Below are 25,339 nucleotides of genomic sequence, written 5' to 3' on the forward strand. Positions count from 1 at the left end.
AATTCGGCGCAACCTCGGAGCCAGCTTTGAATCTCTACTCCGCGTTACCGATCGCCGGGAGCAGCACCCGGAACGTCGCGCCGCCGCCCGGGGTCTCGTGCAGTTCGATCCAGCCGCCGTGCCCCTGCACGATGGCCGCGACGATGGCCAGGCCCAGCCCGGATCCCCCGCCCCGGCCCCGGTTGCGGCTCGGGTCGGCCCGGTACAACCGCTCGAAGATGCGCTGCGCGTGCTCGGGCGGGACGCCCGGCCCGTCGTCCTCGACCTCCAGCACCGCCACCGGCAATCCTTCACGGACGGTGACCGGCCCGGAGCAGGCCGCAGCGCCGTCGGGCGGCCCGGCCAGCTGGTGACCGACCCGGACCGTGACCTGGGTGCCGGCCGGCGTGTGGTTGAGCGCGTTGGCGACCAGGTTGGTGGCCACCTGACGCAGCCCGTGGTCGTCGCCGAGCACGGTGGCCGGCTCGAACGTCTCCTCGTCGTCGCTGAGCCCGGAGAGCAGCACCTGACGCCCGGGAACCCGCGCGTGCGCGTCCCGGATGGTGTCGGCGGCGATCTCCAGCAGGTCGATGCGGCGCAGCTCCCGGGTGCGCTGCTGGTCCAGGCGGGCCAGCATGAGCAGGTCCTCGACGAGCACACCCATCCGGGCCGCCTCGGCCTCGATCCGGCTCATCGTCTCGTCCAGCATCGGTCCGGGCGGGGCGCCGCCGCGGCGGTACAGCTCGGCGAAGCCGCGGATCGAGGTGAGCGGGGTGCGCAGCTCGTGCGAGGCGTCGGCGACGAACTGCCGCAGCCGTTTCTCGGACTCGGTCCGCGCGCTGGCCTCGGTCTCGATCCGGGCCAGCATCGAGTTGAGCGCCTGCCCGAGACGTCCGGGCTCGGTGTGCGGGTCGGCGCCGGGCACCCGCAGGGTCAGGTCACCGCCGGAGATGTCGGCCGCCGCGTGCTCCATCTCGGTGAGCGGGCGCATACCGATCCGGACGACCCAGGCCGCGCCCAGCCCGAGCAGGGCCAGGATCAGCAGCATCACGCCGGCGTCGATGAGCAGGAGCTGGTCGCTGGTCTGCTGCACCTCGACGAGCGAGGAGCCGAACAGGGCGTACCCGCCGGTCTCGCCGACCGGGATCGCGATCACGCGCCAGTCGGTGCCGTTCGGGCTGGAGATCGTGTACGGCTTCGGGCTCGCGGCCCGCGTCACCAGATCGGTGAACGCCGGGATGGCCGGGCGGGAGGCGTCGGCCGGGGTGGTGCGGTCCGAGTCGAGGGTGCCGTCGGCCTGGTACAGGTACGTGATCTGATCCGGACCCACCCGGAAGAACCGGTTCCGGGGTACGAAGTTGCCCTCCGGCTGCTGGGTCGCGAAACGCGTCATGCCGGTGAGCTGCTGGTCGATCCGATCCTGCAGGTAGTTGCGGATCAGCAGGACACCGGCCAGGTTCGCCGCGATCAGCGCGACCGCGGCCAGGATGCCGACCACCAGGACGAGACGCGACCGTAGCGTCCAGTGCCGCCACGGCAGCCGGCGAGGAATCACTCTTCGCCGCTGCGGGGCAGTCTCAACGCGTACCCCACTCCCCGGACGGTGTGGATCAGCGCCGGCTCGGTCTTGTCGATCTTCCGGCGCAGATAGTAGACGTACGACTCGACGATCCTTCCGTCCCCGCCGAAGTCGTACTTCCACACCCGGTCCAGGATCTGTGCCTTGGACACCACCCGACCGGCGTTGATCATCAGATAGCGGAGCAGGTTGAACTCCGTCGGCGACAGCTCGATCAGACGGCCCGCCCGGCGTACCTCGTGAGCGTCCTCGTCCAATTCCAGGTCGGCGTACCGGAGCACCCCGGTGTCCGGTTTCGGTTCCTCCGGCTGGCTGCGCCGCAGGATCGCGCGGATTCGTAGCACGACCTCCTCAAGGCTGAACGGCTTGGTGACGTAGTCGTCGGCACCGGCCGAGAGCCCCAGGATCCGATCCTCGACCGCGTCGCGCGCGGTCAGGAAGAGCACCGGGGTCCGGGACCCGGCGGCGCGCAGCCGCCGGGCGACCTCGAACCCGTCCACGTCCGGCAGCATCACGTCGAGCACGATCAGGTCGGGCTCGAACTCGGCCACCGCCACCAGGGCGGAGTGCCCGGTCTCGGCGACCCGGACGTCGAAGGCGACGAGCCGCAGCGTGGCGCTGAGCAGCGCGGAGATGTTCGGCTCGTCGTCCACGACGAGGACGCGGGTAGCCCGCGCCGGCGTGTCACCGACGGTCATGGAGTAACGGGTTTCGGAAAGCACCGCAAAGATTTATCAACGTTTTCTTTGAATCAGCTATGAGACCGCTGTCGGTTACCAGCTGTCATCTACCACGAGCGGGACACCGCGTCACCCTCCGTCAGCCCAGAGGCGATCTCAGTGTACTGGTCCCCGCGGAGACCGATCTGCACCTTCACCTCGGCACCGTCCTTCTGCACGGTCGCGTCCGTCCCCGAGACGTTGTGCACCGCGGTGCTGGGCACCCGCAGCACGTCGTCCTTGTTACCGGTGGTCACCTTCACCTGCGCGCTCTGCCCGACCAGCAGGTCCTTGGGCGCGTCGACGAAGGAGAGCACCACGCCGAACTTGGTCAGCGTGCCGTCGCTGGTCCCGACCGGGTCGACCACCACCAGGGTGGCGTCGAAGGTCTCGCCCGGCTTGTCGGCCAGAGTGATCACCGCCTTCTGCTTGACCGCCAGGTGATCCGCGTCGGCCTCCGGGAAGTCGGCGCTGATCTGCATGTCGTAGATGTCGGCCAGGCTGATGAACGTCGAGCCGGAGCTCACCTGGCTGCCGACCTTGCCGCTGACCGAGAGGATCCGGCCGGCGATCGGCGCGGTGATGGTGGCGCCTTCCAGGGCGTCCTCCTTCTCCTCGAGCGTGACCTCGGCCGAGTTGACCCGCTGCTGGGCGCTCAGGATGGCGTCGGTGCTGCTGCTCTGGCTGCCGCCCTGCTGGCCGCTCCCGCCGCTGCTGGTCCCGCTGCCCGAGCAGGTGCCGGTCCCCGTGCCGGTGCCGGTGCCCGTACCCGTACCCGTGCCCCCGCCGGTCTTGCCGCCGGTGCCGGTGCCGGTCCCGCTGGTCTTGGTGGGACTCGCCGTCGCGGTCTTGGTCGGGCTCGCCGTCGCCGTCTTGGTGGGGCTCGCCGTCGCACTGGGCGAGGCCGAGACCGAGACCGACGCGCTGGGCGAGGCCGAGGCCGACGTCTGCAGCCGGTACGCCGCGGCCGCGTTGCACCCGGTGGTCGTCGTCGAGGTCGAGGAGCTGGCGTCCTTGGCCTTGTCCAGCGCGTCCTCGGCGGTGTCGAGCGCGTCCTGCGCGTCGTCGACCGCCTGCTGCGCGTCGGTGTCGTCGACCGTGGCCAGCACCTGGCCGGCGGTCACCGTCGTACCCGCCCGGACCTTCACCGTCTCCACGGTTCCGGCCACCGCGAACGACAGACTGCGCGTCTGCGCCGCGGCCAGCGTTCCGGTGGTGGCCACCTCCGTCGTGACGGCGCCCTTGTCCACCTTGACGGTCTCGGCCGCCTTCGACTCCTCGGCGCCGTCCGCCGTCAGCGCGCGCACCACGCCATAAGCGAGCAACGCGAGCACGACGACCGAAACGCCGAGCCAGATCCAACGCCGGCGACCGGCCAGTGCAACACCCATGGTCAGGGAGTGTGGCCACCCGTCCTCGCCGCGGGCTCGGTTCCGCCTCGGAGTTACCTCGGAGCGCCGCGACCCGCTCAAAGGCAATTCCTAGCCGGATCCGACCTTGCGCATAGGAAGCCGGGGTTCGCTTTTGCCTCGTGCCCGCCCGGTGACATGAGCCGGGTCCATGTTCGTGAGGAGACGCTTGTGCCGGTAGTCAAGTCGAAGGTGGCCCGCCGGGCCGCGGCGTGCGCGGCGGTGGCGTTCGTGTCGGTGGCCTTCACCGCGGCCTGCGGTGGCAAGGACGACAGCAGCACGGCAAGTGGCACGACCGGACAGAACGGCGGCGGCAACAACACGGCGTTCGCGGCGTACACCGAATGCCTCTCGAAGAACGGCGTGACGATCACCATGCCGTCCGGTGGCCCCAACGGCGGTGGCATGCGCCCCTCCGGCGGCGCCCGCCCCTCCGGCCAGCCCCGGCCCTCCGGCAGCTTCGGCGGCGGACGCAACGGCGGCGGCTTCCCCGGTGGTGGCGGCGGCTTCCAGAAGCCCGACAACGTCGACGACGCGACCTGGCAGAAGGCTCAGGAGGCGTGCGCCTCGGTGCGCCCCAGCTTCGGCGGCGGCAACCGCGGCAACGGTGGCGGCAACGGCGCCAACGCGGCCTACAACGACTGCCTCAAGAAGAACGGCGTGACCGACACCAGCGCCCTCAACACGGCCGACGCGGCCACCCAGAAGGCCATCGAGACCTGCAAGGTCCTGCAGCCGACGGCCACCGCCACCTCCTGACCCATCCCCTGAACCACCGTGCCGGCATCGTTCGTCCCCCCGTCGTGACGATGCCGGCACGGTCCTTCCCCCATTCAAGAACCGATTTGCGCGTACGGGTGATCCGACCCGCCCGCCGCCACGATCCGCTCCACCACCTCGCGCGTCTGCCTTTCGGCCGGGCGACCACGGTGGAGGGCGACGGAAGGCCGGGGTCGGCAGCGAGCGCCGGCCCCGACTGTTTCCGGTCAGGACAGCGGGCAGGTGTTGCGGTAGTCGGAGACCAGCGAACCGCTCGGTCCCGGGCAGATGAACTGGTCGTACCGGGTGTCGTTGTCGACGAACCGCTTCATCCAGGCCACCGCCTCCACCGCCGTCGTGGTGTTCACCGTCTGCGGGAAGAAGTGGCTCTGCCCGGCCAGTTCCAGGTACGCCTTCTCGGCCGAGCTCGGGATGCTGTTGTAGAACGGGATGGAGTGGCTGGCCACCGGCGCCACCGAGTCGGACTGTCCGCCGACGATCAGGGTCGGCACCTTGAGTTCGGTCCACGACTTGTCCGAGTCCCACGGCGCCAGCGGCACCGCGGCCTGCAGGGACGGCCGGTCGCTGGCCGCTTCCAGGCTGCCGCCGCCGCCCATGGAGTGCCCGGAGACGGCGAGCCGGCTCGCGTCGACCCGGGTGCGCACCGAGCTGCGCTGGGTCAGGTAGTCGAGCGCGGCCAGCAGTTGCATGCCGCGGGACGCGGGCTGGTCCAGGGTGGAGTTCGTCTCGATGCCGATCACCACGAATCCGTGTGAGGCCAGGCGCGGGCCCAGCCAGGAGATGCTGGACCAGGACGCGGTGAAGCCGGGCGAGATCGCGATCCCGCCGAACGTCCCGTCGGCGGTGCTGGTCGGGTAGTAGATGACGCCGCCACCGAAGCCGCTGACGCTCGCCCGGGAGACGCTCAGTTGCGAGACGGCGTAGGGGCCGCTGCTCGCCTGCAGGGCGGCCAGTGTCGGGGCCGGGCCGCGCTGGTAGGGGTTGTCGGCCGCGTGCGCGGCGGTGGCGCCGAGCGGTGCGGTGAGCGCGAGGGTCGCGGCCGCCGTCACCAGAAGCCTCTTCCACGATCGGTGCACGTCGAACACTCCTTCACCTGGGGGAACGGATCGACTCGGGCCAGTCTGCGCAGCGCTCTCACCGGCACGCATCGGCGAAACCACCGGCCCCGTGTTCATCGCCCCGCAACATCCCGGAAATTTCACCCATCGCAAGACATCGACCGACTTCTTTCACTTCGGGTTCTCGCAGGCAACACTTCCGACATGTTTCATGCACCCTTAGTGCAGGAAGTTGAGCGGCTGTTGCGCTCCGCCGCCGCGGGCCGGGGCGGAGCGCTGATGCTCTGCGGGGCACCCGGCTCCGGACGCAGCACGATCCTGCGCACGGCCGCCGACCGGGTTCCGGACTGGACGATCCGCGCCGTCCCCGGTCATGCCGCCGAGCGCACGCTCCCCCTGGCCGGCCTCCACCGCCTGACCGATCCGGGCGCCCCCGCCGCCGACCTCGTCACCCTGGGCAATGCCGTGATCCACCATTTGCGTACGGCGTCCGCCCACCGCCCGTTGCTCTGCCTTCTCGACGACGCGCACCTGCTCGACGACCAGTCCCTGCAGGTCATCGCGTACGCCGCCCGCCGCCTGGGCGACGCCCGGATCGCCGTCCTGGCCGCCGGCCCGCCCGGTCTCGCCGTCCTGCCCACGCGTCACCTCGGCCCGCTCTCGCCGGAGGAGTCCCGCGCCCTGCTCGCCGTCCACGCCCCGGATCTGGCCGGCGACGTGGCGGCCACGGTGACCGACCTGGCCGGCGGCAACCCGGCCGCCCTGACCGATCTGGCCGGTGCGCTCTCCCCCGCTCAGCGCCGTGGCTACGCCCCACTGCCGACCAGCCTGCCGCCGGACAGTCCGCTCCGGCGCCGCCTGCGGGCCGAGCTCGCCGCCCTCCCCGACGCCACCCGCCACCTGCTGCTGCTGGCCGCCGCCGACCCCCCGACCCCGCTGCCCGACCTGCTGGCCGTCGCGGGCGACGGTTCCGGCGGGGACCTCCTTCCGGCCGAACGGGCCGGACTGATCACGGTCGAGGGAACCCAGGTCCGCTTCGGATCACCGGTCGCGCGCGGGATGACGTACCGGGAAATGTCGGTGACCGCGCGCCGGACCGCCCACCTGGCCCTGGCCGGGGTCGCGGCCGTCCGCGGCCGCGAGCTGGACGCCCTCCTGCACCGCGCCGCCGCCGCGACCACCACGGATCCCGCGCTCGCGACCGAACTCACCGAGGCCGCCGTGCGGGCCCGGCCGTCCTTCGCCGCCGAGGCTCTCCGGTACGCCGCGCAGCTCACCCCCGGCCCGGCCGCCCGCGACGCCGCCCTGCTCGGCGCCGCCCGCTCGGCCTGGCTGTCCGGCCGCCCCCACCAGGCCACCCGGCTCCTGCGCGACGCCGAGCACAGCCCCCGGCCGGCCGTCAGCGCGGCCCGGACCCGGCTGCGGGCGCGGGGTCTGGCCGCCGAGATGCGCCCGGACGACCCGGCCTCCCGGGAGATCCTGATGGACGTCGCCGCCGAGATCGGGGACGCCGACCCGATGGCCGCGCTCGACGCGCTGTCGCTGGCCGGGGAGGCCGCCTGCCTGGCCGGGGAGCAGGGCCGTTTCGTCACGCTGGCCCGCCGGGTCACCGCCGGGCAGCGCGGCGACGAGTCACCGGCCGTCGCGATGGCCTATCACCACGTCGCCGGCCTGGGCGAGCTGGCCCAGGGTTTCGAGGACGCGGCGTTCGGGCGGTTCCGGCGGGAACTCGCGCTGACCGGCGGCGTGGCCGAGCCGATCCCGCTGATCCGCGCGGCCACCGCCGGGATCATCGTCGGGGACGCGCGGGGCGCCACCTCGGCCGCCGCCCGGGCGGCCGAACTGGCCCGGGCCGGTGGCGCGCACAGTCTGGTGCCGCGGGCGCTGGAGCTGGCGTGCCTGGCCGGGCTGGCCTCCGGTGACTACGACGCGGCGACCACCGCGGCGCTGGACGGCGTGGCGGTGGCCCGCGGGACCGGCCAGAGCGCGCTCGCCGGCACCCACCTGGGGCTGCTGGCCGTGCTGGCGGCGCTCGTCGGCGACCGCGCCAGCGGACAGACCCGGATCCAGGCCGCGACCGGAACCGATCAGGCCCGCCCGCTGTGCGAATGGGCGCTCGCCCTGCTCGACCTGGTCGACGGCCGCCCCCGGGCCGCCGCCGAGCGGCTCCGGATGGTGGTGGCCGGGGCGCCCGGACGCGGTTCGGTCCTGCTGCGCATCGCCGTGGTCCCGCACCTGCTGGAGGCGGCCGGGCCGGAGCCGGCGCTGAACCCGGTGGCCGCCGCGTTCGACGAGTGGGCCGGGCGCACCGGGCAGGACGGCTGGCTCGCGCTGCGCGACCGCTGCCGGGCGCTGCGGACCCGGGACGGCGAGGCGGCCGAGGCCCACTTCCACGCGGCGCTGCGGCGGGTCGGGGAGGGCGGGTTCCCGCGGGCGCACACCGAGCTGCTCTACGGCCGGCTGCTGCGGCGCCGCCGCCGGCACGTGGCCGCCCGCGAGCACCTGCGCCGGGCCGCGGAGACGTTCCGGCTGCTGGGCGCCGAGCCCTGGGCCGATCAGAGCGTGCGAGAGCTGCGCGCGGCCGGCGAGATGGTCACCGCCGCTCACGCTCCGGTCGAGCTGACCGCCCAGCAGGAACGGATCGCCGCCCTGGTCGCCGAGGGCGCCACCAACCGGGAGGTGGCCCAGGAGCTGCACCTCAGCCCCCGCACTGTCGACCACCACCTGCGCAACGTCTTCGCCCGCCTGGGCGTGCGCTCCCGTACCGAGATGGCCCACCTGCTGGCCGCGCGCTGACCCCGGTCACGCGGTGTGGGCCAGGTCCAGGCCGGCCCAGCGCTCCGACAGCTGCCGCCGCCGGCAGGCCACCAGGTGACCGGCCAGGATCGCCGGGTGCCCGCCCCGCACGCACACGTCGGCGCCGGCGGTCAGGACCCCGGCCACCAGCTCGGCCTGCGCCCACTCGTCGATCAGCACCACGATCCGGCTGACCCGGGGCAGCGTCGACCGGGCGGCCTCCACGTCTTTCACCCGCGCCCCGCTGAGCAGCACGATCTCCCCGGGCCGGACGTCGTCGAGCTCGGCGATCGGCCGCACGGTCCAGCCCGACGGAAGGTACTGCGGGAGCGCCACGATCCGGCTCTGCTGGCCGAGGACGGCGACGACCGGATCGGCGGCCGGCGCGGGGGCGGCACGCCCGGCGGCCTCGACTGCGCCTGATGAGACCTCGCGGGTCAGCTGCTCGATCATGATGGTCATCTCCTCGGTGAGTCCCTCGTGATGCCTTCACGATTCGCCTCGGACCTTGAAGGGCCGTGTGCCGGACCTGTGGGTTCGTTGTCAGAGCATCACCGCAGGTAACGGCGAGATCACAACGGACGATTCAGGCCGACTCGCGGACAACCAACCGGATCAGGTCGGTCGTGGCCAGGGCGGGCGCGGGCCGCCCGCCGACCGCGGCCACGATCGTGGTCGCCAGGTGCGCGGCCAGCGTGCGCTGATCGGTGGTGACCGTGGTCAGCGGCGGCACCGCGAGGCGGGCCGCCGGGATGTCGTCCACCCCGATCACGGCCAGGTCGTTCGGTGCTCCGAGCCCCAGCTGCCGGGCCCCGGCGAGCACGGCCAGGGCGACCTCGTCGTTGTAGGCGCAGATGCCGGTGACCCCGTCGGCGCACCATCGGGCGACCGCCGCGGCGGCACCGGCCGCGTCCAGCGGAACGGTCCGCACCACCGGCTCCCCGAGCTCCCGGACACCGGCGAGCCGGGGCTCGGCGAAGATCTGCAGCCGGGCGTCGTCCGGGTACGCGTAGCCGAGGCGCTGATGTCCCGTACCCGATAAATGTTCTGCTTGTCGTCTTCCGATCATCGTCTGCGGAACCTCCAGCTCCCGCCCGTGCCGCCCGGCCCGGCCGAGCAACGCCACCACCAGCGCCACCCCGGCCGCCCGCATGGCTTCGGTCTCCCCGTCGGAGAAGTCCGTGAAGGACAGCACCGCGGCCGGCGTGATCGCCTTCCAGATCTCCGCGATCGGCCGGTCGTCGCGGCTGCCCGGATGCGCCACGAACGTCAGCCCCTCCCGGGCCAGCGCGGTGGACAGGTTCCCGAGCAGGTTGCCCACCTCGTTGCCGATCGGCCAGTCGGGCAGCAGGCAGAGCACCACGTCCGAGCGCCCGGTGCGCAGCGCGCGGGCGGCGGCCGACGGCGCATAACCCAGCCCCTCGGCCGCGGCCAGCACCCGGTCCCGAGTGGCCGGCGAGATGCTCTGGCCGGGCGTCGCGTTCAGCACGTAGCTGACGGTGGCGCGCGACACCCCGGCCCGGCGGGCGACGTCGGCGCTGGTGATCCGGCGGGGCTCAGACATGGGGTGACTTTACTACTTACACGTGTCAGCATGGAGGTCATGACACTCGACCTGGCCACCAAGGTCGCCCTCCTGACCGGAGCCTCCACCTTCACCCTGGCGCCGAACGACGAGCTCGGCCTGCACGAGATCCGCCTCTCGGACGGCCCGACCGGCGTCCGCGGCCTCAAGTTCAGCGGCGGCCGGGTGGTCGCCCTCTTCCCCAACGCGACGCTGCTGGCCTCCGCCTGGGACACCGGCGCGGCGTACGAGGTGGGCCGCCTCCTCGCCGAGGAGGCGATGGCCCAGGAGATCCACGTCGTCCTCGGCCCGACGATCAACCTGCACCGCAGCGCCCTCGGCGGCCGGCTGTTCGAGGCGTACTCGGAGGATCCGCTGCTCACCGGCAAGGTCGCCGCCGCCTACGTGCGCGGGATGCAGGATCAGGGGGTCGCCGCCTGCCTCAAGCACCTGGTGGCCAACGAGTCCGAAACCGATCGCAACACCATGAACAGCGTGGTCGACGAGGCCACCCTGCGCGAGGTGTACCTGCTGCCGTTCGAGATCGCCGTCGAGGAGGCCGACGCCTGGACGATGATGGCCGCCTACAACGACGTCAACGGCGTCGCCGCGACCGAACAGCACCACGTGATCAACGAGATCGTCAAGGGTGAGTGGGGCTACCGCGGGCTGATCATGTCCGACTGGTTCGCCACCCGGACCGCCACGGAATCCGCCAACGGCGGCCTCGACCTGGTCATGCCCGGCCCGGGCGGCCCGTGGGGCGACGCGCTGGTCGAGGCGGTCAAGCGCGGCGACGTCGACGAGTCGGTGATCGACGACCACCTGGACCGGTTGCTGCGCCTCGCGGAACGGGTCGGCGCCCTCGGCACGCCCAGGTCCTTCCCCGACGATCTTCCCGAACCCGATTCCGACGTACGGCGTGAGCAGCTCACCCGCCTCGCCGCGACCGGCATGACCGTCCTGCGCAACGACCACGACGTCCTGCCCCTGGCCCGCGCCACCAAGGTCGCCGTCATCGGCCGGCACGCCGTGCAGACGATCGACATGGGCGGTGGTTCCGCCCAGGTCAACCCGCCCTACCAGGCGAGCGTCGCCGAAGGCCTGACCGCGCTGCTCGGCCCCGAGCAGGTCACCGTGACCGACGGCGTCGAGGTCCGCACCCGCCCGGTCCCGGCCCGCGGCGGCTTCCTCACCGACCCGCAGACCGGTCACCCCGGCATCCGCGTCCACCTGCTCGACGCCGCCGGAAACGAACTGGAGAGCCGCTTCGCCGCCCGGTCCTCCACGATGATCGGCATGGACGACGACTTCCCCGACGCCGTCCACACCGCGATCCTGACCGGCCGGGTCACCGTCGACGGCCCGGTCGAGCTGGGCGTCCTCGGCGCCGGCACCTGGACCACCACCCTCGGCCCGGCGGAGATCGCGTTCGAGCTCGAACTGACCGGGAACGGGTTCGGCGAGGCCGTGCTCACCCCGCCGCTGCGCGTCGACCGTTTCACGGCCACCGCCGGCGACGTCTTCTCGGCCCGGGTCGAGCTGCTCTCCGCGGGCACGTTCGCCAACGCCGGCCTGTTCGGCCTGATCGGTCAGGTAGCCCCGCGCTCGACCGTCGACGCCCTCGACGACGCGGTCCGCGCCGCCGCCCAGGCCGACGTCGCCGTGGTCGTCGTAGGCCTGACCGAGGAGCAGGAAGCCGAATCGGTCGACAAGTCCACGCTGACCCTCCCCGGCGCCCAGGACGCCCTGGTCGAAGCCGTGGCCGGCGCCGCCCGCCGGACGGTCGTGGTCGTGAACGCGGCCACCCCGGTCCTGATGCCCTGGCTGTCCCGGGTCGACGCGATCGTCTGGGCCGGCCTGCCCGGCCAGGAAGGCGGCCACGCCGTCGCCGCGGCCCTGCTCGGCGACATCGAACCGGCCGGCCGCCTGGTCACCACGTTCCCGGTGGCCGACGGCGAGGCCCCGGCCTGGTCGGTGACCCCGGTGAACGGCGACCTGCCCTACGCGGAAGGCCCCTTCATCGGCTACCGCGGCCACTACGCCGGCCGAGCCGCCGAGCCCGCCTTCTGGTTCGGCCACGGCCTCGGTTACACCACGTGGGAGTACTCCGCCGCCCGCCGCCTGCCCCCGGGCGAACCGAACCCGCCCACAACCACCGAGGAAGCGCCGCCCGAGACCACGGACGTCCCGGACGCGCCCGGTGTGGCCGTCACGGTTACCAACACCGGCGCGCGGGCGAGCCGCGAGGTCGTGCAGGTCTACCTGCGTCCGGACAACCCGGCACAGCCCGTCCGGCTGGCCGGCTGGACCGCGGTCACGGTCGCGCCGGGCGAGTCGGCCCCGGTCACCGTGCGCCTCGATCCGCGGATGTGGCGTGTGTGGAACACCACGACCGGAGACTGGGAGCGTGCCTCCGGTGGAGAATTGCTGATCGCTCGCGGCCTGGGCGACATCCGCGCCACCTTGTGACCGAGCCGCGCGACACACGAGCCACCCTGTGACCGGGCGGGGCCGGCCTCATGAAGCAACCGTCCTGCCTCATGAGGCCGCCCGCCCGATGAAACAAGGCCACCGCCCGGCAAGAGCCTCGACAAGCTGGGCCCAGGCCGCCCGTGGAGTTCAGCCGGCGGTCAGCAGGGAGCGTTCCAGGCGCTGAGCACCGGGTCGGTCTCGTGTTCGAAGCCGAGCACCGAAACCGTCGCCGTGTCCAGTTTCAACAGCCCGCCCGCGTTCGGCGCCAGCCCGATCCAGCGCGCGCCGGCCACCCGCAGGCTGTGCCCGTGCCCGACCAGCGCCACGTCGCCGCCCAGCTCACGCGCTCGGGCCAGCACCCGGTCGAGCCGCGCCCCGACCTGCTCGGGCGATTCCCCGCCGGGGCAGCCGTGGGCCCACAGCGACCAGTCGGGCCGGCCCTCCCGGATCTGCTTGGTGGTGATCCCCTCGTACTCCCCGTAGTTCCACTCGGCCAGGTCCTCGGTCACCTCGCTGACCGACAGCCCGGCCAGCTCGGCCGTCCGCAGCGCCCGTTTCCGCGGGCTCGAGATCACGGCCACGAATTTCCGCCCGCCGAGACGTTCCCCCGCGCGGCGGGCCTGCGCCTCCCCCTCGTCGGTCAGTTCCAGATCGGTGTACGACGTGTGCCGCCCGTTGGCGCTCCACTCCGTCTGCCCGTGCCGGATGAGCACGATCTCCGTCATCACACGCCCTTTCGTCGCCGACCCCCACCCTTCCATCCCCGGTCCGGCGATCACAGCAGGCCTGCCCTACTTCACACACCGGGTCGTCCCCACCAGGCCGACCCGGGGGTACGGGATTCGCGCAGGTCAGTCCGCGGCCGGACCGATCTCTCCGGGCAGGCGCATCGGGTCGCGGGCCTCCTCGCGCGCGGCCAGCCCGGCCATCGCGCCGTGATACTGCTCGGGCGTCAGCTCACCACCGAGCAGCCGCGCGCTGAGCAGCCCCTCGGCGCTGCTCACCGGCGGGGACTGCATGGCGATCGGCGGCGGTTGCATGACCGGCGACGACGGCGCGACGGGCGGGTGCACGACGGGCGGCGGTGGGACCGGCGACGGCGCGGTCGGCAGTCGCACCGCCGACACCGGCCCGGGCCCGGTCGCCGGTGCCGACGGCCCACCTCGACCGGCCGGCCAGAACGTGAGCGCCAGGGCGGCCACCATTCCTGCGATCAGCACGGACAGCAGCATCGCGATCACATCCTCGGCCCTCATGGTCCGCCTCCGATACCCACGCAGGCACTGTGTCTATACCTCACCCCCGCAAACCGGATACCCGATTTCGACGGCCGAGTGGACAAGGACGGTGCCCTCAGCGGCTCCGCCGGCGTTCGATCTCGCGGTCGACGTCGGGGTCCCATTCGCTGCTCCAGTCCTCGGCGGTGGGCCGGCTCGACAGGAGGACCGCGGATTCGGCCGGGACGTGGGTTTCGGTCCGCCGGCCGATCCAGCGGCGGGTGTGGGTCACTCCGGCGATCAGCAGGGTCACCCCGAGGAGGCGTTCGCCGGACGAGATCAGCAGCGCGCCGGCTGTCCCGAGTGCCGGCGGCTGCAGGTAGGCGGCGACGAAGAGGAGGGTGAAGGCCACGATCCCCCAGTAGCCGAGGTGGCCGCCGGCCGGCGCCCCGTACTGCAGTTTCGCGGTCTGCACGAGCCACACCACCATGGAGACGAGCAGGCCGAGGATGCCGACGAGCAGCAGGGCCGTGATCACGATGTTGCCGAGAAGCAGGACCAGGGGCAGGGCGAGTCCGCCGCCCGGGTTCCGGGTGGCCCACGTGAAGAGCGGGACGACGGCCGCGGCGGCGACCGCGTAGGCGACCCCGAACCGGACCGTGCGCCGCCCGGCGAGTTCCCAGTCGGCGGACGGCGGCGGCGGATGGTTGTCAGCGCTCAAGGTTCCGCAGATTACTCAGGGTCGGTAGTCGCGGGGGACGGACATGGGGTGGCGTCGCTCGTCCCGGGCGGCGATCAGTTCCATCGCGCGCACGTACTGCGAGCCGGTGATCTCGGCGTCGAGCAGCTGCCGGCTGAGGACGCCTTCGAGGCTGTCGGGCAGCCGGGCCGGTTCGGGCGGCGGCATCGGGCCGGTGGCGTGGCGGCCCCGGCGGTCGGGCCACGGCCAGAACGCCAGGCCGAGCGCGACCGTCAGGCCGAGCAGAGCGACGAGAACAATCATCATCAGTGGCACCCCCGCACCCCAGGACAACGTATTGGCCATCATCACTGAAGAAGTTGAGCATCGCTCGACCAAAACTTGACACCATGGGCGTGACCTGCGGATATATCGGGTGCGGGGCTACGTCCGTACGTGCAAATGGTGTTGACCTGGTCAAAAAGGCGCGGGCCCGGTGCTCTCCCGGCGGCGGATGCTGATCATCGGCCCCGGATGCTCGCGACCGGGCTCACCCCGGACCACCCCGAGAACGGCCCGGCCCAGCGTCAGCCCGTGTTCGTGCACGTCGGTGCTCAGCGCCGACAGCGGCGGCACGGCCAGTTCGCACAGCGGCGAGTCGTCGCAGGCGAGCAGGCTGATCTGGCCCGGAACGGTCACGCCGGAACGGATCAGCTCCTGTTCGGCGGCGACCGCCATCACGTCGTTGTCGAAGACGACCGCGGTCGGCGCCGGCGAGGTGGCCAGCAGCTCCCGCAGCGCGCGGACGCCGCCCTCGGCGCTGTAGTCACCCTCGGCGATCCGCACCTCGACGCCGAGCCGGCCGGCCGTGGCCCGGATCGCCGCCGTGCGCTCGGCGGTGTGCACGAGGTCGGCCGGCCCGCTGACCCGGCCGACCACGCGGTGTCCGAGAGCGGTCAGGGTCTCGATCGCGGTCGTCATCGCCCCGGCGTCGTCGGTCACGACCTTGGCGAACGGCCCGGGATGTTTGCCGGCCAGGACCGCGGGCAGGCCCAGCCCGGCCACGTGGGCCGGGCGGACGTCGTCGTGCACCAGGTTGACGACCACGACCGCCTCCACGGTGTGGTCGCCGGCCCAGCGGCGGTAGGTGGCCAGTTCGGCGGCGAGGTCGGGCACGACCAGCAGCAGCACCGTCGTCCCGGACGGGGCGAGCGCCTCCTCCATGCCGGCGATCAGCTCCATGAAGAACGGCTCCACCCCGACCCGGGCGGCGCTGCCGGTCAGCACCAGCCCGATCAGCCCGCCGGCCACCGCGGTCAGGCCCCGGCCGCGATCGTGTTGGCCGAGCGCAGCACCGCCGGGCGGCCGAACGCATCGCCGTCGGCCCAGGTGGTGCGGATCAGGAAGGTGTGACTCTCGCCGGGGAGAAGATCGACGAGCATGTCATCGACGTACGCCGTGGGGTCGATCTTGTCGGTCAGGAGAGCGACATCGCGGGCGAAGGAGGTGGCGGTCACGGTGACCGAGTATCCGCCCTCGGTGGGGCTGATGTCGGTGCTGAGCGGCGCCGGATCGTAGGCGAGGTCGAAGTCCTCGGCGAACAGGCGGGTGGCCCGCAGTCCGTCGATGTCGGCGACCAGCACCTCCCGGGTCACGTCGCCGGGCGTGGTGAGCGCGGGGTCCAGAGCGACCTCAACCACGGATCGAGCCGCGACGTCCAAGGCCACCGTCGCTTCGGAGGCGATATTTCCGTCAAATCCGATACGTCGCAACTTCACAACACCCCGCCACACCGAAGGGCTGTCGTTGACCGCGATCAAGGCGTCGCCACGGAAGGTCAGGAGACGCGGCGCATAGGCCTTACGCAGCGCATACCAGGCCGGCTTGAGCCGTCCGGCCCCGTCCACCACCGCCCACGACGTCACCGGCCAGCAGTCGTTGAGCTGCCACAGGATGCTCCCCATCGTGCGCGGCGCATGGCCGCGGAGATGCCCGATGGCGTACGTCGTGGCCCGCGCCTGATTCAGTTGCGCCGCCCAGTGCCAGTCCTCGAACTCGCCGGGAACCCGCAGGTGGTGGGCCATCCCGGCGTTGAGTTTGTCGTTCCCGCCCTCGGCCTTCTGGTGCAGCAGGAAGGCCGGCGACTCCTGGTCGAAGTCCTCCGGCGCGAGCGATTCGCGCAGTGTCGACCAGGTCGGCGGCGCCTGCCAGCCGAACTCGGAGCAGAACCGGGGCAGGAAGTTGGCGTGGAACGTGTAGTCCTGCCGGTTCCACGCCTCCCACTCGTGCCGGGTGCCGTACCGGTCGTCGTTGGGGTGCACGTCGGCCGGGTCGTGGCCGGGGCTGGACGGGCTGCCCGGGTGGTAGGCCCGGGTCGGGTCGAGTTCGGCCAGCAGCGCCGGGAACAGCTCGTAGTAGTACCCGGCCCCCCAGGTCAGGCCGTTGAGCTGCTCTTTCCAGTGCCAGTCCTCGTGGCCCCAGATGTTCTCGTTGCCGCCGTTCCACAGCGCGAGCGACGCGTGCGGGGTGAGCCGGGCGATGTTCTCGCGGGCCTCGGCGAGGATCTCGGAGCGGATCGGCTCCTCCTCGGCGTAGGCCGCGCAGGCCAGGGGGAAGTCCTGCCAGACCAGGATGCCGCGCTCGTCGCACAGGTCGTAGAAATCGTCGCTCTCGTAGATGCCGCCGCCCCAGACGCGCAGCATGGTGGTGTTGGCGTCGATCGCGCGGTCGATCGCGGCGGCGTAGCGATCCCGGGTCAGCCGCGTGAGCAGATGATCCTCCGGGATCCAGTTCAGGCCGCGGATGAAGATCGGCTGCCCGTTGACGACGAAGGTGAACGCGCTGCCGACGTCGTCCGGGGTCTCGTCGACGGTGATCGTGCGGAAACCGACGCGGGCTTTCCAGGAATCAATGTCATCCGATTTATCGCGCAAAATCACACTGACGTCGACCAGCGGCTGATCTCCATAGCCGATCGGCCACCACACCGGAGCATCCGCGACCGAAATTTCGGTCATTCCCGACGTCTCGCCCGCATCCAGCACGATGTGCGAGACGTGCTCCCCCAGCCGCACCTCGGCGGTGAGCTCACTGTCGGCCGCCCGCTCCACCTCGACGTGCACGACGAGCCGGCCCGTGCGCCCGTCCGCGTCGAGGGTCGCCTGCGGCCGCACCGACGCCAGCCGCGCCACCCGCCACCGCTCCAGTCGCACCGGCTTCCAGATCCCGGCGGTCTGCAGGTCAGGACCCCAATCCCAACCAAAAGAACAAGCCATTTTGCGTACGGCGTTGAAGGGGTGCGGATAGGGCCGCGGGCGTTCCCCGATCGTCTTCTGCACGTCCTCGGCGTACTCCAGGGCCGAGTCGAACCGCACCGACAGCGGGATCTCCCCGTCCCGCAGCCGGTCCCGCACGTCGAACCGGTAGCCGCGGTGCATGTTCGCGGTCCGCCCCAGCTCGACCTCGTCCAGGGTGATCGTCGCGACCGTGTCCAGCCCGTCGAAGACCAGGTCGACCCGCTCGCCCTCGGCCGCCGGCGCCGCACTGAGCGTCGTCTCGTACAGCCAGGCCGCGCGATGGAACCACTCCAGGGCCGTCTCGTTCTCGCCCAGGTACGGGTCGGGGATCAGCTCGGCGTCGAGCAGGTCGGTGTGGACCGTGCCGGGAACGGTCGCCGGCACCGGCTCGCCGGCGATCTCCGCAGGCACCGGGCCACCGGCGGCGCGCACGGTCCAGCCGGCGTGAAGGTCGGTTCTGATCATCGAAGACGGCTCCTGTCGTAGTGCCGCCGCAAGCGGGGCAGCTAGCATTCTTAAGCAACTGAACGAAGTACGTCAACGCTGGTGGGGAGTCACCGATGGGGCCGGATCTGCTGCACCTGAGCGCCGCCGGGGTGAGCCTGGTGCTGGACTGCCGGGGCCCGGGGCTGCCGTCGGTGGCGCACTGGGGCGCGGCGCTCGACGACGTCACGCCGGATCTGCTGACGGCCGTCGCGCCGCAGCCGATCGGCTTCTCCGTGGACGGGACGGTGCGCCCGTCGCTGATCCCGGAGCAGTCGTCGGGGTGGCTCGGCTCGCCGGGGCTGGCCGGCCATCGGGACGGCCGAGGGTGGGCGACCGCGTTCGAGGTGACCGCGATCGATCACGCCGTTGACGCCGTACACGTCAAGGCGGTTGATCCTGAGGCGGGCCTGGAGCTGGCCGTCGACCTGGAGTTGCACCCGTCCGGGGTGCTTCGCGGTCGCGCCGCGGTGACCTCGACCGCGCCCGGCACCTACTGGCTCGAACACCTCACGCTCTTCCTGCCGGTCCCCGAGCAGGCCGCCGAGCTGCTCGACTTCACCGGTCACCACCTGCGCGAACGTCAGCCGCAGCGGACCGCGTTCACGCAGGGCCTGCGCGTCCGGGAGAACCGGACCGGCCGCACCGGATACGACTCGGCCTACCTGATCTGCGCCGGCACGACCGGTTTCGACAACCGCACCGGTGAGGTCTGGGCGCTGCACACCGCGTTCTCCGGCGGCGCCCGCTCGATCGCCGAGCGCACCTATCACGGCTGGTCGGCGCTGGCCGGGGGCGAGCTGCTGCTGCCCGGCGAGATCGGCCTGGCCCAGGGCCAGCCCTATCAAACCCCTTGGGTGTACGCGGTGCACAGCGCGACCGGGCTGGACGGCGTCTCGTCCCGTTTCCACCAGTACCTCCGGAGCCGCCCGCATCACCCGGTCAAGCCCCGCCCGGTCGTGGTCAACACCTGGGAGGCCGTGTACTTCGATCACGATCTTGCCCGGTTGAGCGAGCTGGCGCGGGCGGCCGCCGCGATCGGCGCGGAACGTTTCGTGCTGGACGACGGCTGGTTCGGGTCCCGGCGCGACGACACGACCGGGCTGGGTGACTGGTTCGTGTCGCCCGAGGTGTGGCCGGACGGGCTCGGGCCGCTGATCGGCGTGGTGCGCGGGCTGGGGATGGAGTTCGGGCTCTGGGTCGAGCCCGAGATGATCAACCCGGACTCGGAGCTGGCCCGCGCCCACCCGGACTGGATCATGTCCGCTTCTGATCGGCTACCCCGGCCGGCCCGGCATCAGCAGGTGCTGGATCTGGCCAACCCGGACGCCTTCGCTCACGTGCTGAGGTCCCTCGACGCGCTGCTGACCGAATATGACATCGCCTACCTCAAGTGGGACCACAACCGGGACCTCGTCGAGGCCGGGCATCCCGGGAACGGCCGGGCCGGGGTGCACGATCAGACCCGGGCGACGTATCGGCTGCTGGACGAGCTGCGGGCGCGGCATCCGGGCGTCGAGATCGAGTCGTGCTCGTCCGGGGGCGGCCGGGTCGACCTGGAGATCCTCGAACGGACCGACCGGGTGTGGGCGTCGGACTGCATCGACGCGCACGAGCGGGTCGCCATCCAGCGGTGGACCAGCCTGCTGATTCCGCTCGAACTGATCGGGTCGCACGTCGGGGCGCCGGTGTCACACACGACGCACCGGTCGTTGCCATTGTCGATGCGGGCCGGGTCGGCCCTGTTCGGGCACCTAGGGATCGAATGGGATCTGAGCGGACTGCCGGAGTCGGACATCTCTGAGATTTCGTCATGGGTCGCTCTCTACAAGGAGCTGCGCGGACTCCTGCACACCGGGGATCTTGTCCACGCCGACGTGACCGATTCGGCCTACTCGGTGACCGGCGTGGTCGCCGGGGACAAATCGGACGCGATCTACTCGCTGACCGCCACGGCGACCAGCCCCTCCTACCCGCCGGGCACGATCGGGCTGCCCGGACTCGCCGCGGATCGGACATATCACGTACGGCCGCAGCCGCCGGGTGACGTTGCTGACGGTAACGCCGCCGCGTGGGGTGCTGCGTTACCCTGGTGCACGCCCCAGGGGGTACGCCTGAACGGCCGCACGCTCGGCACCGTCGGACTCCGTCTCCCGGTGCTCTATCCGGATCGCGTCCTTCTCGTACGCGTCACGGCGGTGGAGGAAGCGTGAGAGAAGGAGTCGGCGCGACCGCGCCGGCAGGCCGCCCCGGCCGGGGTCGCCGCCCCGGGGCCCGGGAGAGCATCCTCGACGCCATCCGCGCCTCCGAGCCGCTCAGCCGGGTCGAACTCGCCAAGATCACCGGGCTCACCGAGGCCGCGGTGTCGATGACCGTGCGCCGCCTGCTCGAAGAGGGCCTGGTCGTCGAGACCGGCCGCACCCCGACCGGCGGCAAGCCCCGCACGCTGCTGCAACTCGACCCGACGGCCCGGCTGTCGGTCGGGGTGCACCTGGACGAGGACGCCACGACGTACGTGCTGACCGGCCAGACCGGGGGCGTCATCTCCCGCCTGGCCCGCCCGGCGCCGCTCGGCGACGACCCGGACGTGGTGCTGCGCGCGCTCGCCGCCGACATCGACACGCTGCTGGCCGGCTCGGGCGTCGACCCGGCCCGCTGCCTCGGTGTCGGCCTGGTCCGGCCCGGCCCGCACAGCGGTGGCCTGCCCGCCGACGAGGCCCTGCCGCACCTGCGCGGTCTCAGCGGCGACGAACTCGGCGACCGGCTCTCGGCCGCGACCGGCTGGCCGGTCCTGGTCGAGAACGACGCGACCGCCGCCGCCGTCGGGGAGTACTGGGTGGCCCGGGTCGGCCCCGAGCAGGCGTTCGCCGCGCTCTACATGGGTGGCGGGCTCGGCGCCGGCATCGTCGTCGAGGGCCGGGCGATGCGCGGCAGCCACGCCAGCGCCGGCGAGTTCGGCCACCTCTGCCTGGAGGTCTTCGGCCCGGAGTGCTGGTGCGGCAGCCGCGGCTGCCTGGAGGTCCTGGCCGGTCCGCGCACGGTGGTCACGGCCGCCCGCGAGGACCGGATCGCCGCCGCCGAGGCCGGCATCGACCCGGACCGGCCACACCGCAGCGTCACCTCGGACTTCGGGGCGATCGCCCGCGCCGCCCGCGGTGGCGCCCCGCACTGCCGCGCGCTGCTGGAGTCGTCGGCGCGGTATGTCGCCGCCGCCGCCGAGACCGTGGTCAACCTGCTCGACATCGACCTGGTCGTGCTGACCGGGCCGGGATTCGCCGCGGCGTCGGCCATCTACGGGCCGGCCATCATGCGCCGTCTCGCCCCGGCCGACTCCCGCACCTGGCATCGCAACGTGACGGTCACGGTCTCGCTGGCCGCCGCCACCGCCTCGGCCACCGGTGCCGCCGCCCTCGTCCTGCAGTCCCACCTGCGCGCCTGACCCCGCCGCGCGGACCGCTCCTCCGCCCGCGCCCATTCCCGCCGGCGAAATCCGGGGGCGGGCGAGGTGATCGGGCCGCGCCCGTTCCCGCCGGCGAAATCCGGGGGCGGGCGGGGTGATCGGGCCGCGCGGCGGGCTGGTGATCGGGGAAAACCGGGACAGCGGGCCGGCGAGCGGTCAGCCTGGGCACATGAGGATCTCCCGGCTGGGCTTCGCGGCGGCGACCGCCGTCACCTGCGTGCTGACCTGCGGCGTGAGCGGCCCGGCGCAGGCCGATCCACGGCCTCGGTCGATGAGTCTGAGCGCGCAGCAGCGGACCATGCTGCTCGACGCCACCCAGCGGTTCCGGGACGTGCGGAAGGCGGTCGCGGCCGGCTACGTGCCGACCCGGGACTGCGTGCCCGGCATGGGTTTCCACTACAGCGACCCGCAGCTCTCGGCCGACCCGCGGATCAACCCGCGGCGGCCGGAGATCCTGCTGTACGTGGCCGGCCCGCACGGCTCGGTCCGCCTCGCCGGGCTGGAGTACTTCCGGCCCGACGCCGACGGCGACCTGGGCACCGACGGGGATCGCCCGTACCTGCTCGGCCACCCGTTCAACGGGCCGATGGCCGGGCACCCGGTCCCGCCCGGGCACCCGCCCATGCCGGTCCACTACGACCTACACGTCTGGCTCTACGAGCACAACCCGGCGGGCGAGCTGGCCACCGAGAACCCCGAGGTCACCTGCGGTTAGCGGCCCCGGCCGGTCTTCTCCTGCAGGTCGTCGATGCGCTGGGACGCCTCGGCCTTGGTCAGCCCGTCGGGCACGTCCTCGTGCGCCTCGGTGGCCAGGGTGTGCAGGTAGGACTCCTGCGCCCCGGTCGCCGGCTCGTCCCCGGTCGTCCAGTCCTCCGGGTCCTTCACCCGGTTGCCGTCCTCCGGGGCGCTGCTCTTCCGGTCCGCCATGTCACGTCCTCCCGATCAACCTCTTCGAACGTCCGTTCCAGTACCCACCCCACCGTCCGCCATGCCACCGATCCCCCTTTCGGTTGCCACCAATGGTCGACGCTCCCGTAACCAAGATTGTCATCAATATTGGTCACGATCGACCTCACCCGAAAAGGCGCCGACCGGGCCGCAGGCCCTGAACCCGCAGGCAGCCGGCCGCGCGGCAATGCCACGACCATTCATCCAGCGGTCGTTCGCCCCATTCTCGGGTGCCATTTTCGATCAGCCGGAAGCGCATTTATGGGCGTACCAAATAATTGTCTTTAATCTCTTGAAAAGAACAGACGGCCGCGCCTCCACGACACTTGACCTGTGGGTTTCCTGTGCACAGGCCCGCGATGATATGTACTCGACGTTATGTGAGGAGACCTTCAAAAATCAGAACTTGCGTGGACGGCGGGAACGAATATGCTCTGCAGCTATTCACCTCCGTCAATTCGACGAAAGGCAGTCCACGTGAGAACGAGATCCGCTCTCATCGCCACCGGCGCCGCCCTCGCGCTGGTCACCGGCGGCGCGGTGAACGCGTACGCCGCCACCCCGGCCCCCGATCCGGTGCCGGCCGTGGCCGTGGCCGACACCACGCCGGCGATCGTCGCCGCGGCCAACGCGTTCCTGGCCACCCTGACCAGCGCCCAGAAGACCGCCGTGCAGTTCGCCTGGACCAACACGACCCAGAAGAAGAAGTGGTCCAACCTGCCGCAGGGCCTCTACACCCGTAGCGGCCTGATGTGGGGCAACCTGACCGCGACCCAGCAGACCGCGTGGCTGGCGGTGATGCAGGCGACGCTGAGCCCGGAGGGCTACACCCGGGTGCGCCAGGAGTGGCGGGCCGACGACTTCCTGACCAGCGGCGGCGGCCTGCAGTACGGGCAGCAGTACTACTGGATCGCGCTGATCGGCACCCCGTCCACGACCACCCCGTGGCAGTGGCAGTGGGGTGGCCACCACGTGACCGTCAACGCCACGGTCGCCGGCACCGAGGTCGCGCTCTACCCGAGCTTCATCGGCGCCCAGCCGGGCAGCTACACCGACGCCGGGGTGGCCGTCAAACCGATCGGTGACATCTGGACCTCGGCGTACTCGCTGGTCAGCTCCCTGACCACGGCGCAGAAGGCTCTCGCTGTGCGCGGCAGCACGTACATCGATCTGCTCTACGGGCCCGGGCAGGACTCCCGCGCGCCGGTCTACGAGGGCGTTCCCGGGTCGTCGCTGACCGCCGCGCAGAAGTCGCTGCTTCTGGCGCTGATCAGCAAGTACGGCAACCTGGTCAACGCCGAGGACGCGGCGAGCCGGCTGGCCCAGATCCAGGCGACCCTGGATCAGACCTACTTCGCCTGGTACGGCCCGACGACCAGCACCGGGGCGGCGTACTTCCGGGTCACCGGGCCGCGCGTGATCATCGAGTACTCGCCGCAGGCGATGGGCGGGACGGCCTCGAACCACATCCACGGGATCTACCGCGACCCGCAGAACGACTACGGGGCAGCGATCACCGGATGACGACCACGGCCTCGGGCCGTACGCGGAGGGCGCCGGTGGCTCGGCTGCTGGCGCCCCTCGCGGCGATGGCCCTCATCCTGCTCCCGGCGAGCGCGGCCTCGGCCCACCCGCTGGACGTGTCCCGGCAGACCTCGTACGTGACCGTCGGCCCGGACACGGTGACCGTCGAGGTCGAACTGGCGGCCGGTGTGCTGGTCGCGCCCGCCTTCATCGCCGACCTCGACCGTGACCACGACAAGACCTTCAGCGCGGCCGAGAGCCGCGGATACGCCGAGCGTGTGCTGGCCGGGCTCACCCTGCGGGTCGACGACGTGCCGGTCCCGCTGGCGCTGACCGGCGCCGAGGCACCGACCTACCTTCAGGCCCAGGCGGGGTACGGCGTTCTGCACGTCACCGCCACCGCTCCGCTCGCCGAGCCGGCCGGCGACCACACGCTGTTCTACCGCGACGACTTCGCCCCGGACAAGCCGCAGTACCAGGCGGCCGTTCTGACTCCCAAGAACTCCCCGATCCAGGTCGGCGAGCAGCGCCACGACGAGAAGCAGCAGCAGGTCGAGACCACGTTCACCGTCCTCGGCGACACCGTCGAGGCCGCCCCGCCCGGCACGGCGAGCCGCGGCTGGGGCATCGAGCGCCTGCTGTCGATGATCCAGGACCCGTCCCGTTCGCTCGGGGTGACCGTGGCGGCCGTCGCGCTGGCCATGATGCTCGGCGCCTTCCACGCGCTCACGCCGGGCCACGGCAAGACGATGATGGCCGCGTACCTGGTCGGCGGGCGCGCCCGCGTCCGGGACGCCCTCGCCCTGGGCGCGTCGGTGACCGTCACCCACACGTCGTCGGTCTTCGTGATCGGCCTGGCCGCCCTGCTGGCCGGTCGCTTCGCGGTGCCCGACGTATTGGTGCCGGCCCTGGAGTTGATCTCCGGCGCCCTCGTGCTGGGCCTGGGCCTGAGGATGCTCTGGCAGCGCCTTCCCTGGAGAAGAAAGCACAGCCACGACCATGACCATCCGCATGACCACAGCCATGCCCCGGCGAGCGGGCGGGTCGGGCTGGCGTCGGTGGTCGCGCTCGGCGTCTCCGGCGGCCTGGTGCCGTGCCCGGAAGCGCTGGGCGTGATGATCCTCGCGGTCGGCCTCGGTCACATCGCCGTCGGCCTGCTGCTGATCCTGTCCTTCAGCGCCGGTCTGGCCGCCGTCCTGATCGGCATCGGCATCCTGCTCGTCCGCGCCAGGACCCTGGCCTACCTCCCCGGCCGCCTCCGCACCGAGACGACGGCCCGATTGGGCCGCCTCCTGCCCCTGACCAGCGCCGCCGTCGTGGTCGTGCTCGGCGCCGGCCTACTCGTCCGGACCGTCGCCGCCACCATCTGACAA

The 25,339-nt window shown here is 72.1% G+C and carries 21 protein-coding genes; 8 read left to right on the forward strand and 13 right to left on the reverse strand.

Annotation, left to right across the window (positions count from 1 at the left end; genetic code table 11):
• Positions 1–34 precede the first annotated feature (34 nt).
• The 3 genes from ACSHV8_RS26825 to ACSHV8_RS26835 form a co-directional block, all read right to left on the reverse strand.
• Positions 35–1,534 carry a sensor histidine kinase gene (locus ACSHV8_RS26825; protein ID WP_436519851.1) on the reverse strand — a complete coding sequence of 500 codons (1,500 nt, stop codon included), beginning with the start codon at positions 1,532–1,534 and terminating at the stop codon, positions 35–37.
• Positions 1,531–2,256: a response regulator transcription factor gene (locus ACSHV8_RS26830; RefSeq protein WP_436519853.1), complete on the reverse strand. Its 726-nt coding sequence runs from the start codon at positions 2,254–2,256 to the stop codon at positions 1,531–1,533. The genes ACSHV8_RS26825 and ACSHV8_RS26830 overlap by 4 nt, the downstream gene beginning before the upstream one ends.
• A gap of 89 nt (positions 2,257–2,345) precedes the next feature.
• Positions 2,346–3,668 carry an efflux RND transporter periplasmic adaptor subunit gene (locus ACSHV8_RS26835; protein ID WP_436519855.1) on the reverse strand — a complete coding sequence of 441 codons (1,323 nt, stop codon included), beginning with the start codon at positions 3,666–3,668 and terminating at the stop codon, positions 2,346–2,348.
• A 189-nt stretch (positions 3,669–3,857) separates the two neighbouring features.
• Between ACSHV8_RS26835 and ACSHV8_RS26840 the strand changes: the two genes are divergently transcribed.
• Positions 3,858–4,445 carry a hypothetical protein gene (locus ACSHV8_RS26840; protein ID WP_436519857.1) on the forward strand — a complete coding sequence of 196 codons (588 nt, stop codon included), beginning with the start codon at positions 3,858–3,860 and terminating at the stop codon, positions 4,443–4,445.
• A gap of 227 nt (positions 4,446–4,672) precedes the next feature.
• Here ACSHV8_RS26840 and ACSHV8_RS26845 read toward each other — a convergent pair whose 3' ends face one another.
• Positions 4,673–5,542, reverse strand: coding sequence for an alpha/beta hydrolase family protein (locus ACSHV8_RS26845; RefSeq protein WP_436519859.1), 870 nt, complete (start codon positions 5,540–5,542; stop codon positions 4,673–4,675).
• Positions 5,543–5,746: 204 nt separating this feature from the next.
• Here ACSHV8_RS26845 and ACSHV8_RS26850 point away from each other — a divergent pair, with 204 nt between their 5' ends.
• The gene (locus ACSHV8_RS26850; RefSeq protein ID WP_436519861.1) at positions 5,747–8,320 is read left to right on the forward strand and encodes a LuxR C-terminal-related transcriptional regulator; all 2,574 of its coding nucleotides are present in this window, start codon (positions 5,747–5,749) and stop codon (positions 8,318–8,320) included.
• A 6-nt stretch (positions 8,321–8,326) separates the two neighbouring features.
• Here ACSHV8_RS26850 and ACSHV8_RS26855 read toward each other — a convergent pair whose 3' ends face one another.
• Entirely contained in the window at positions 8,327–8,782 is a 456-nt protein-coding gene (locus ACSHV8_RS26855) for a hypothetical protein (protein WP_436519863.1), read from the reverse strand.
• A gap of 124 nt (positions 8,783–8,906) precedes the next feature.
• Entirely contained in the window at positions 8,907–9,884 is a 978-nt protein-coding gene (locus ACSHV8_RS26860) for a LacI family DNA-binding transcriptional regulator (RefSeq protein WP_436519865.1), read from the reverse strand.
• Positions 9,885–9,923: 39 nt separating this feature from the next.
• On the opposite strand from ACSHV8_RS26860, the gene ACSHV8_RS26865 reads away from it, so the two are divergent.
• Entirely contained in the window at positions 9,924–12,356 is a 2,433-nt protein-coding gene (locus ACSHV8_RS26865; RefSeq protein WP_436519867.1) for a beta-glucosidase family protein, read from the forward strand.
• A gap of 161 nt (positions 12,357–12,517) precedes the next feature.
• Here the strand turns inward: ACSHV8_RS26865 and ACSHV8_RS26870 are convergent, their stop codons facing one another.
• The 6 genes from ACSHV8_RS26870 to ACSHV8_RS26895 all read right to left on the reverse strand — a co-directional run bounded on the left by ACSHV8_RS26870 (position 12,518) and on the right by ACSHV8_RS26895 (position 18,016).
• Complete coding sequence (locus tag ACSHV8_RS26870; protein WP_436519869.1) at positions 12,518–13,084, reverse strand: histidine phosphatase family protein; 567 nt, start codon at positions 13,082–13,084, stop codon at positions 12,518–12,520.
• Positions 13,085–13,210: 126 nt separating this feature from the next.
• The gene (locus ACSHV8_RS26875) at positions 13,211–13,615 is read right to left on the reverse strand and encodes a hypothetical protein (protein ID WP_436519871.1); all 405 of its coding nucleotides are present in this window, start codon (positions 13,613–13,615) and stop codon (positions 13,211–13,213) included.
• Between the two features lie 97 nt (positions 13,616–13,712).
• Positions 13,713–14,297, reverse strand: a complete 585-nt coding sequence (locus ACSHV8_RS26880; protein ID WP_436519873.1) for a hypothetical protein — start codon at positions 14,295–14,297, stop codon at positions 13,713–13,715.
• Positions 14,298–14,312: 15 nt separating this feature from the next.
• Complete coding sequence (locus ACSHV8_RS26885; RefSeq protein WP_436519875.1) at positions 14,313–14,582, reverse strand: hypothetical protein; 270 nt, start codon at positions 14,580–14,582, stop codon at positions 14,313–14,315.
• Positions 14,583–14,732: 150 nt separating this feature from the next.
• On the reverse strand, positions 14,733–15,566 hold the full coding sequence (locus ACSHV8_RS26890) for a LacI family DNA-binding transcriptional regulator (protein WP_436519877.1): 834 nt from the start codon (positions 15,564–15,566) through the stop codon (positions 14,733–14,735).
• A 5-nt stretch (positions 15,567–15,571) separates the two neighbouring features.
• The gene (locus ACSHV8_RS26895) at positions 15,572–18,016 is read right to left on the reverse strand and encodes a glycoside hydrolase family 2 protein (RefSeq protein WP_436519879.1); all 2,445 of its coding nucleotides are present in this window, start codon (positions 18,014–18,016) and stop codon (positions 15,572–15,574) included.
• 95 nt (positions 18,017–18,111) lie between these two features.
• Between ACSHV8_RS26895 and ACSHV8_RS26900 the strand changes: the two genes are divergently transcribed.
• From ACSHV8_RS26900 to ACSHV8_RS26910, 3 genes are all read left to right on the forward strand, one after another.
• The gene (locus ACSHV8_RS26900) at positions 18,112–20,247 is read left to right on the forward strand and encodes an alpha-galactosidase (RefSeq protein ID WP_436519881.1); all 2,136 of its coding nucleotides are present in this window, start codon (positions 18,112–18,114) and stop codon (positions 20,245–20,247) included.
• Complete coding sequence (locus ACSHV8_RS26905; protein WP_436519883.1) at positions 20,244–21,473, forward strand: ROK family protein; 1,230 nt, start codon at positions 20,244–20,246, stop codon at positions 21,471–21,473. Before ACSHV8_RS26900 ends, ACSHV8_RS26905 begins: the two co-directional genes overlap by 4 nt.
• 190 nt (positions 21,474–21,663) lie before the next feature.
• The gene (locus ACSHV8_RS26910; RefSeq protein ID WP_436519885.1) at positions 21,664–22,209 is read left to right on the forward strand and encodes a hypothetical protein; all 546 of its coding nucleotides are present in this window, start codon (positions 21,664–21,666) and stop codon (positions 22,207–22,209) included.
• On the opposite strand, the gene ACSHV8_RS26915 is transcribed toward ACSHV8_RS26910, so the two are convergent.
• Complete coding sequence (locus ACSHV8_RS26915) at positions 22,206–22,421, reverse strand: DUF3072 domain-containing protein (RefSeq protein ID WP_436519887.1); 216 nt, start codon at positions 22,419–22,421, stop codon at positions 22,206–22,208. The two genes, ACSHV8_RS26910 and ACSHV8_RS26915, sit on opposite strands and share 4 nt — an antisense overlap.
• A gap of 498 nt (positions 22,422–22,919) precedes the next feature.
• Here ACSHV8_RS26915 and ACSHV8_RS26920 point away from each other — a divergent pair, with 498 nt between their 5' ends.
• Together ACSHV8_RS26920 and ACSHV8_RS26925 are read left to right on the forward strand one after the other, a co-directional pair.
• Positions 22,920–23,966, forward strand: a complete 1,047-nt coding sequence (locus tag ACSHV8_RS26920; protein ID WP_436519889.1) for a DUF3500 domain-containing protein — start codon at positions 22,920–22,922, stop codon at positions 23,964–23,966.
• A gap of 35 nt (positions 23,967–24,001) precedes the next feature.
• A complete protein-coding gene (locus tag ACSHV8_RS26925; protein WP_436519891.1) occupies positions 24,002–25,336 on the forward strand; it encodes a nickel/cobalt transporter in 1,335 nt (444 codons plus the stop codon).
• Positions 25,337–25,339: the final 3 nt, after the last annotated feature.

Origin of the sequence: Actinoplanes sp. HUAS TT8, from assembly GCF_051380535.1 — a bacterium.
Lineage (GTDB): Bacteria > Actinomycetota > Actinomycetes > Mycobacteriales > Micromonosporaceae > Actinoplanes.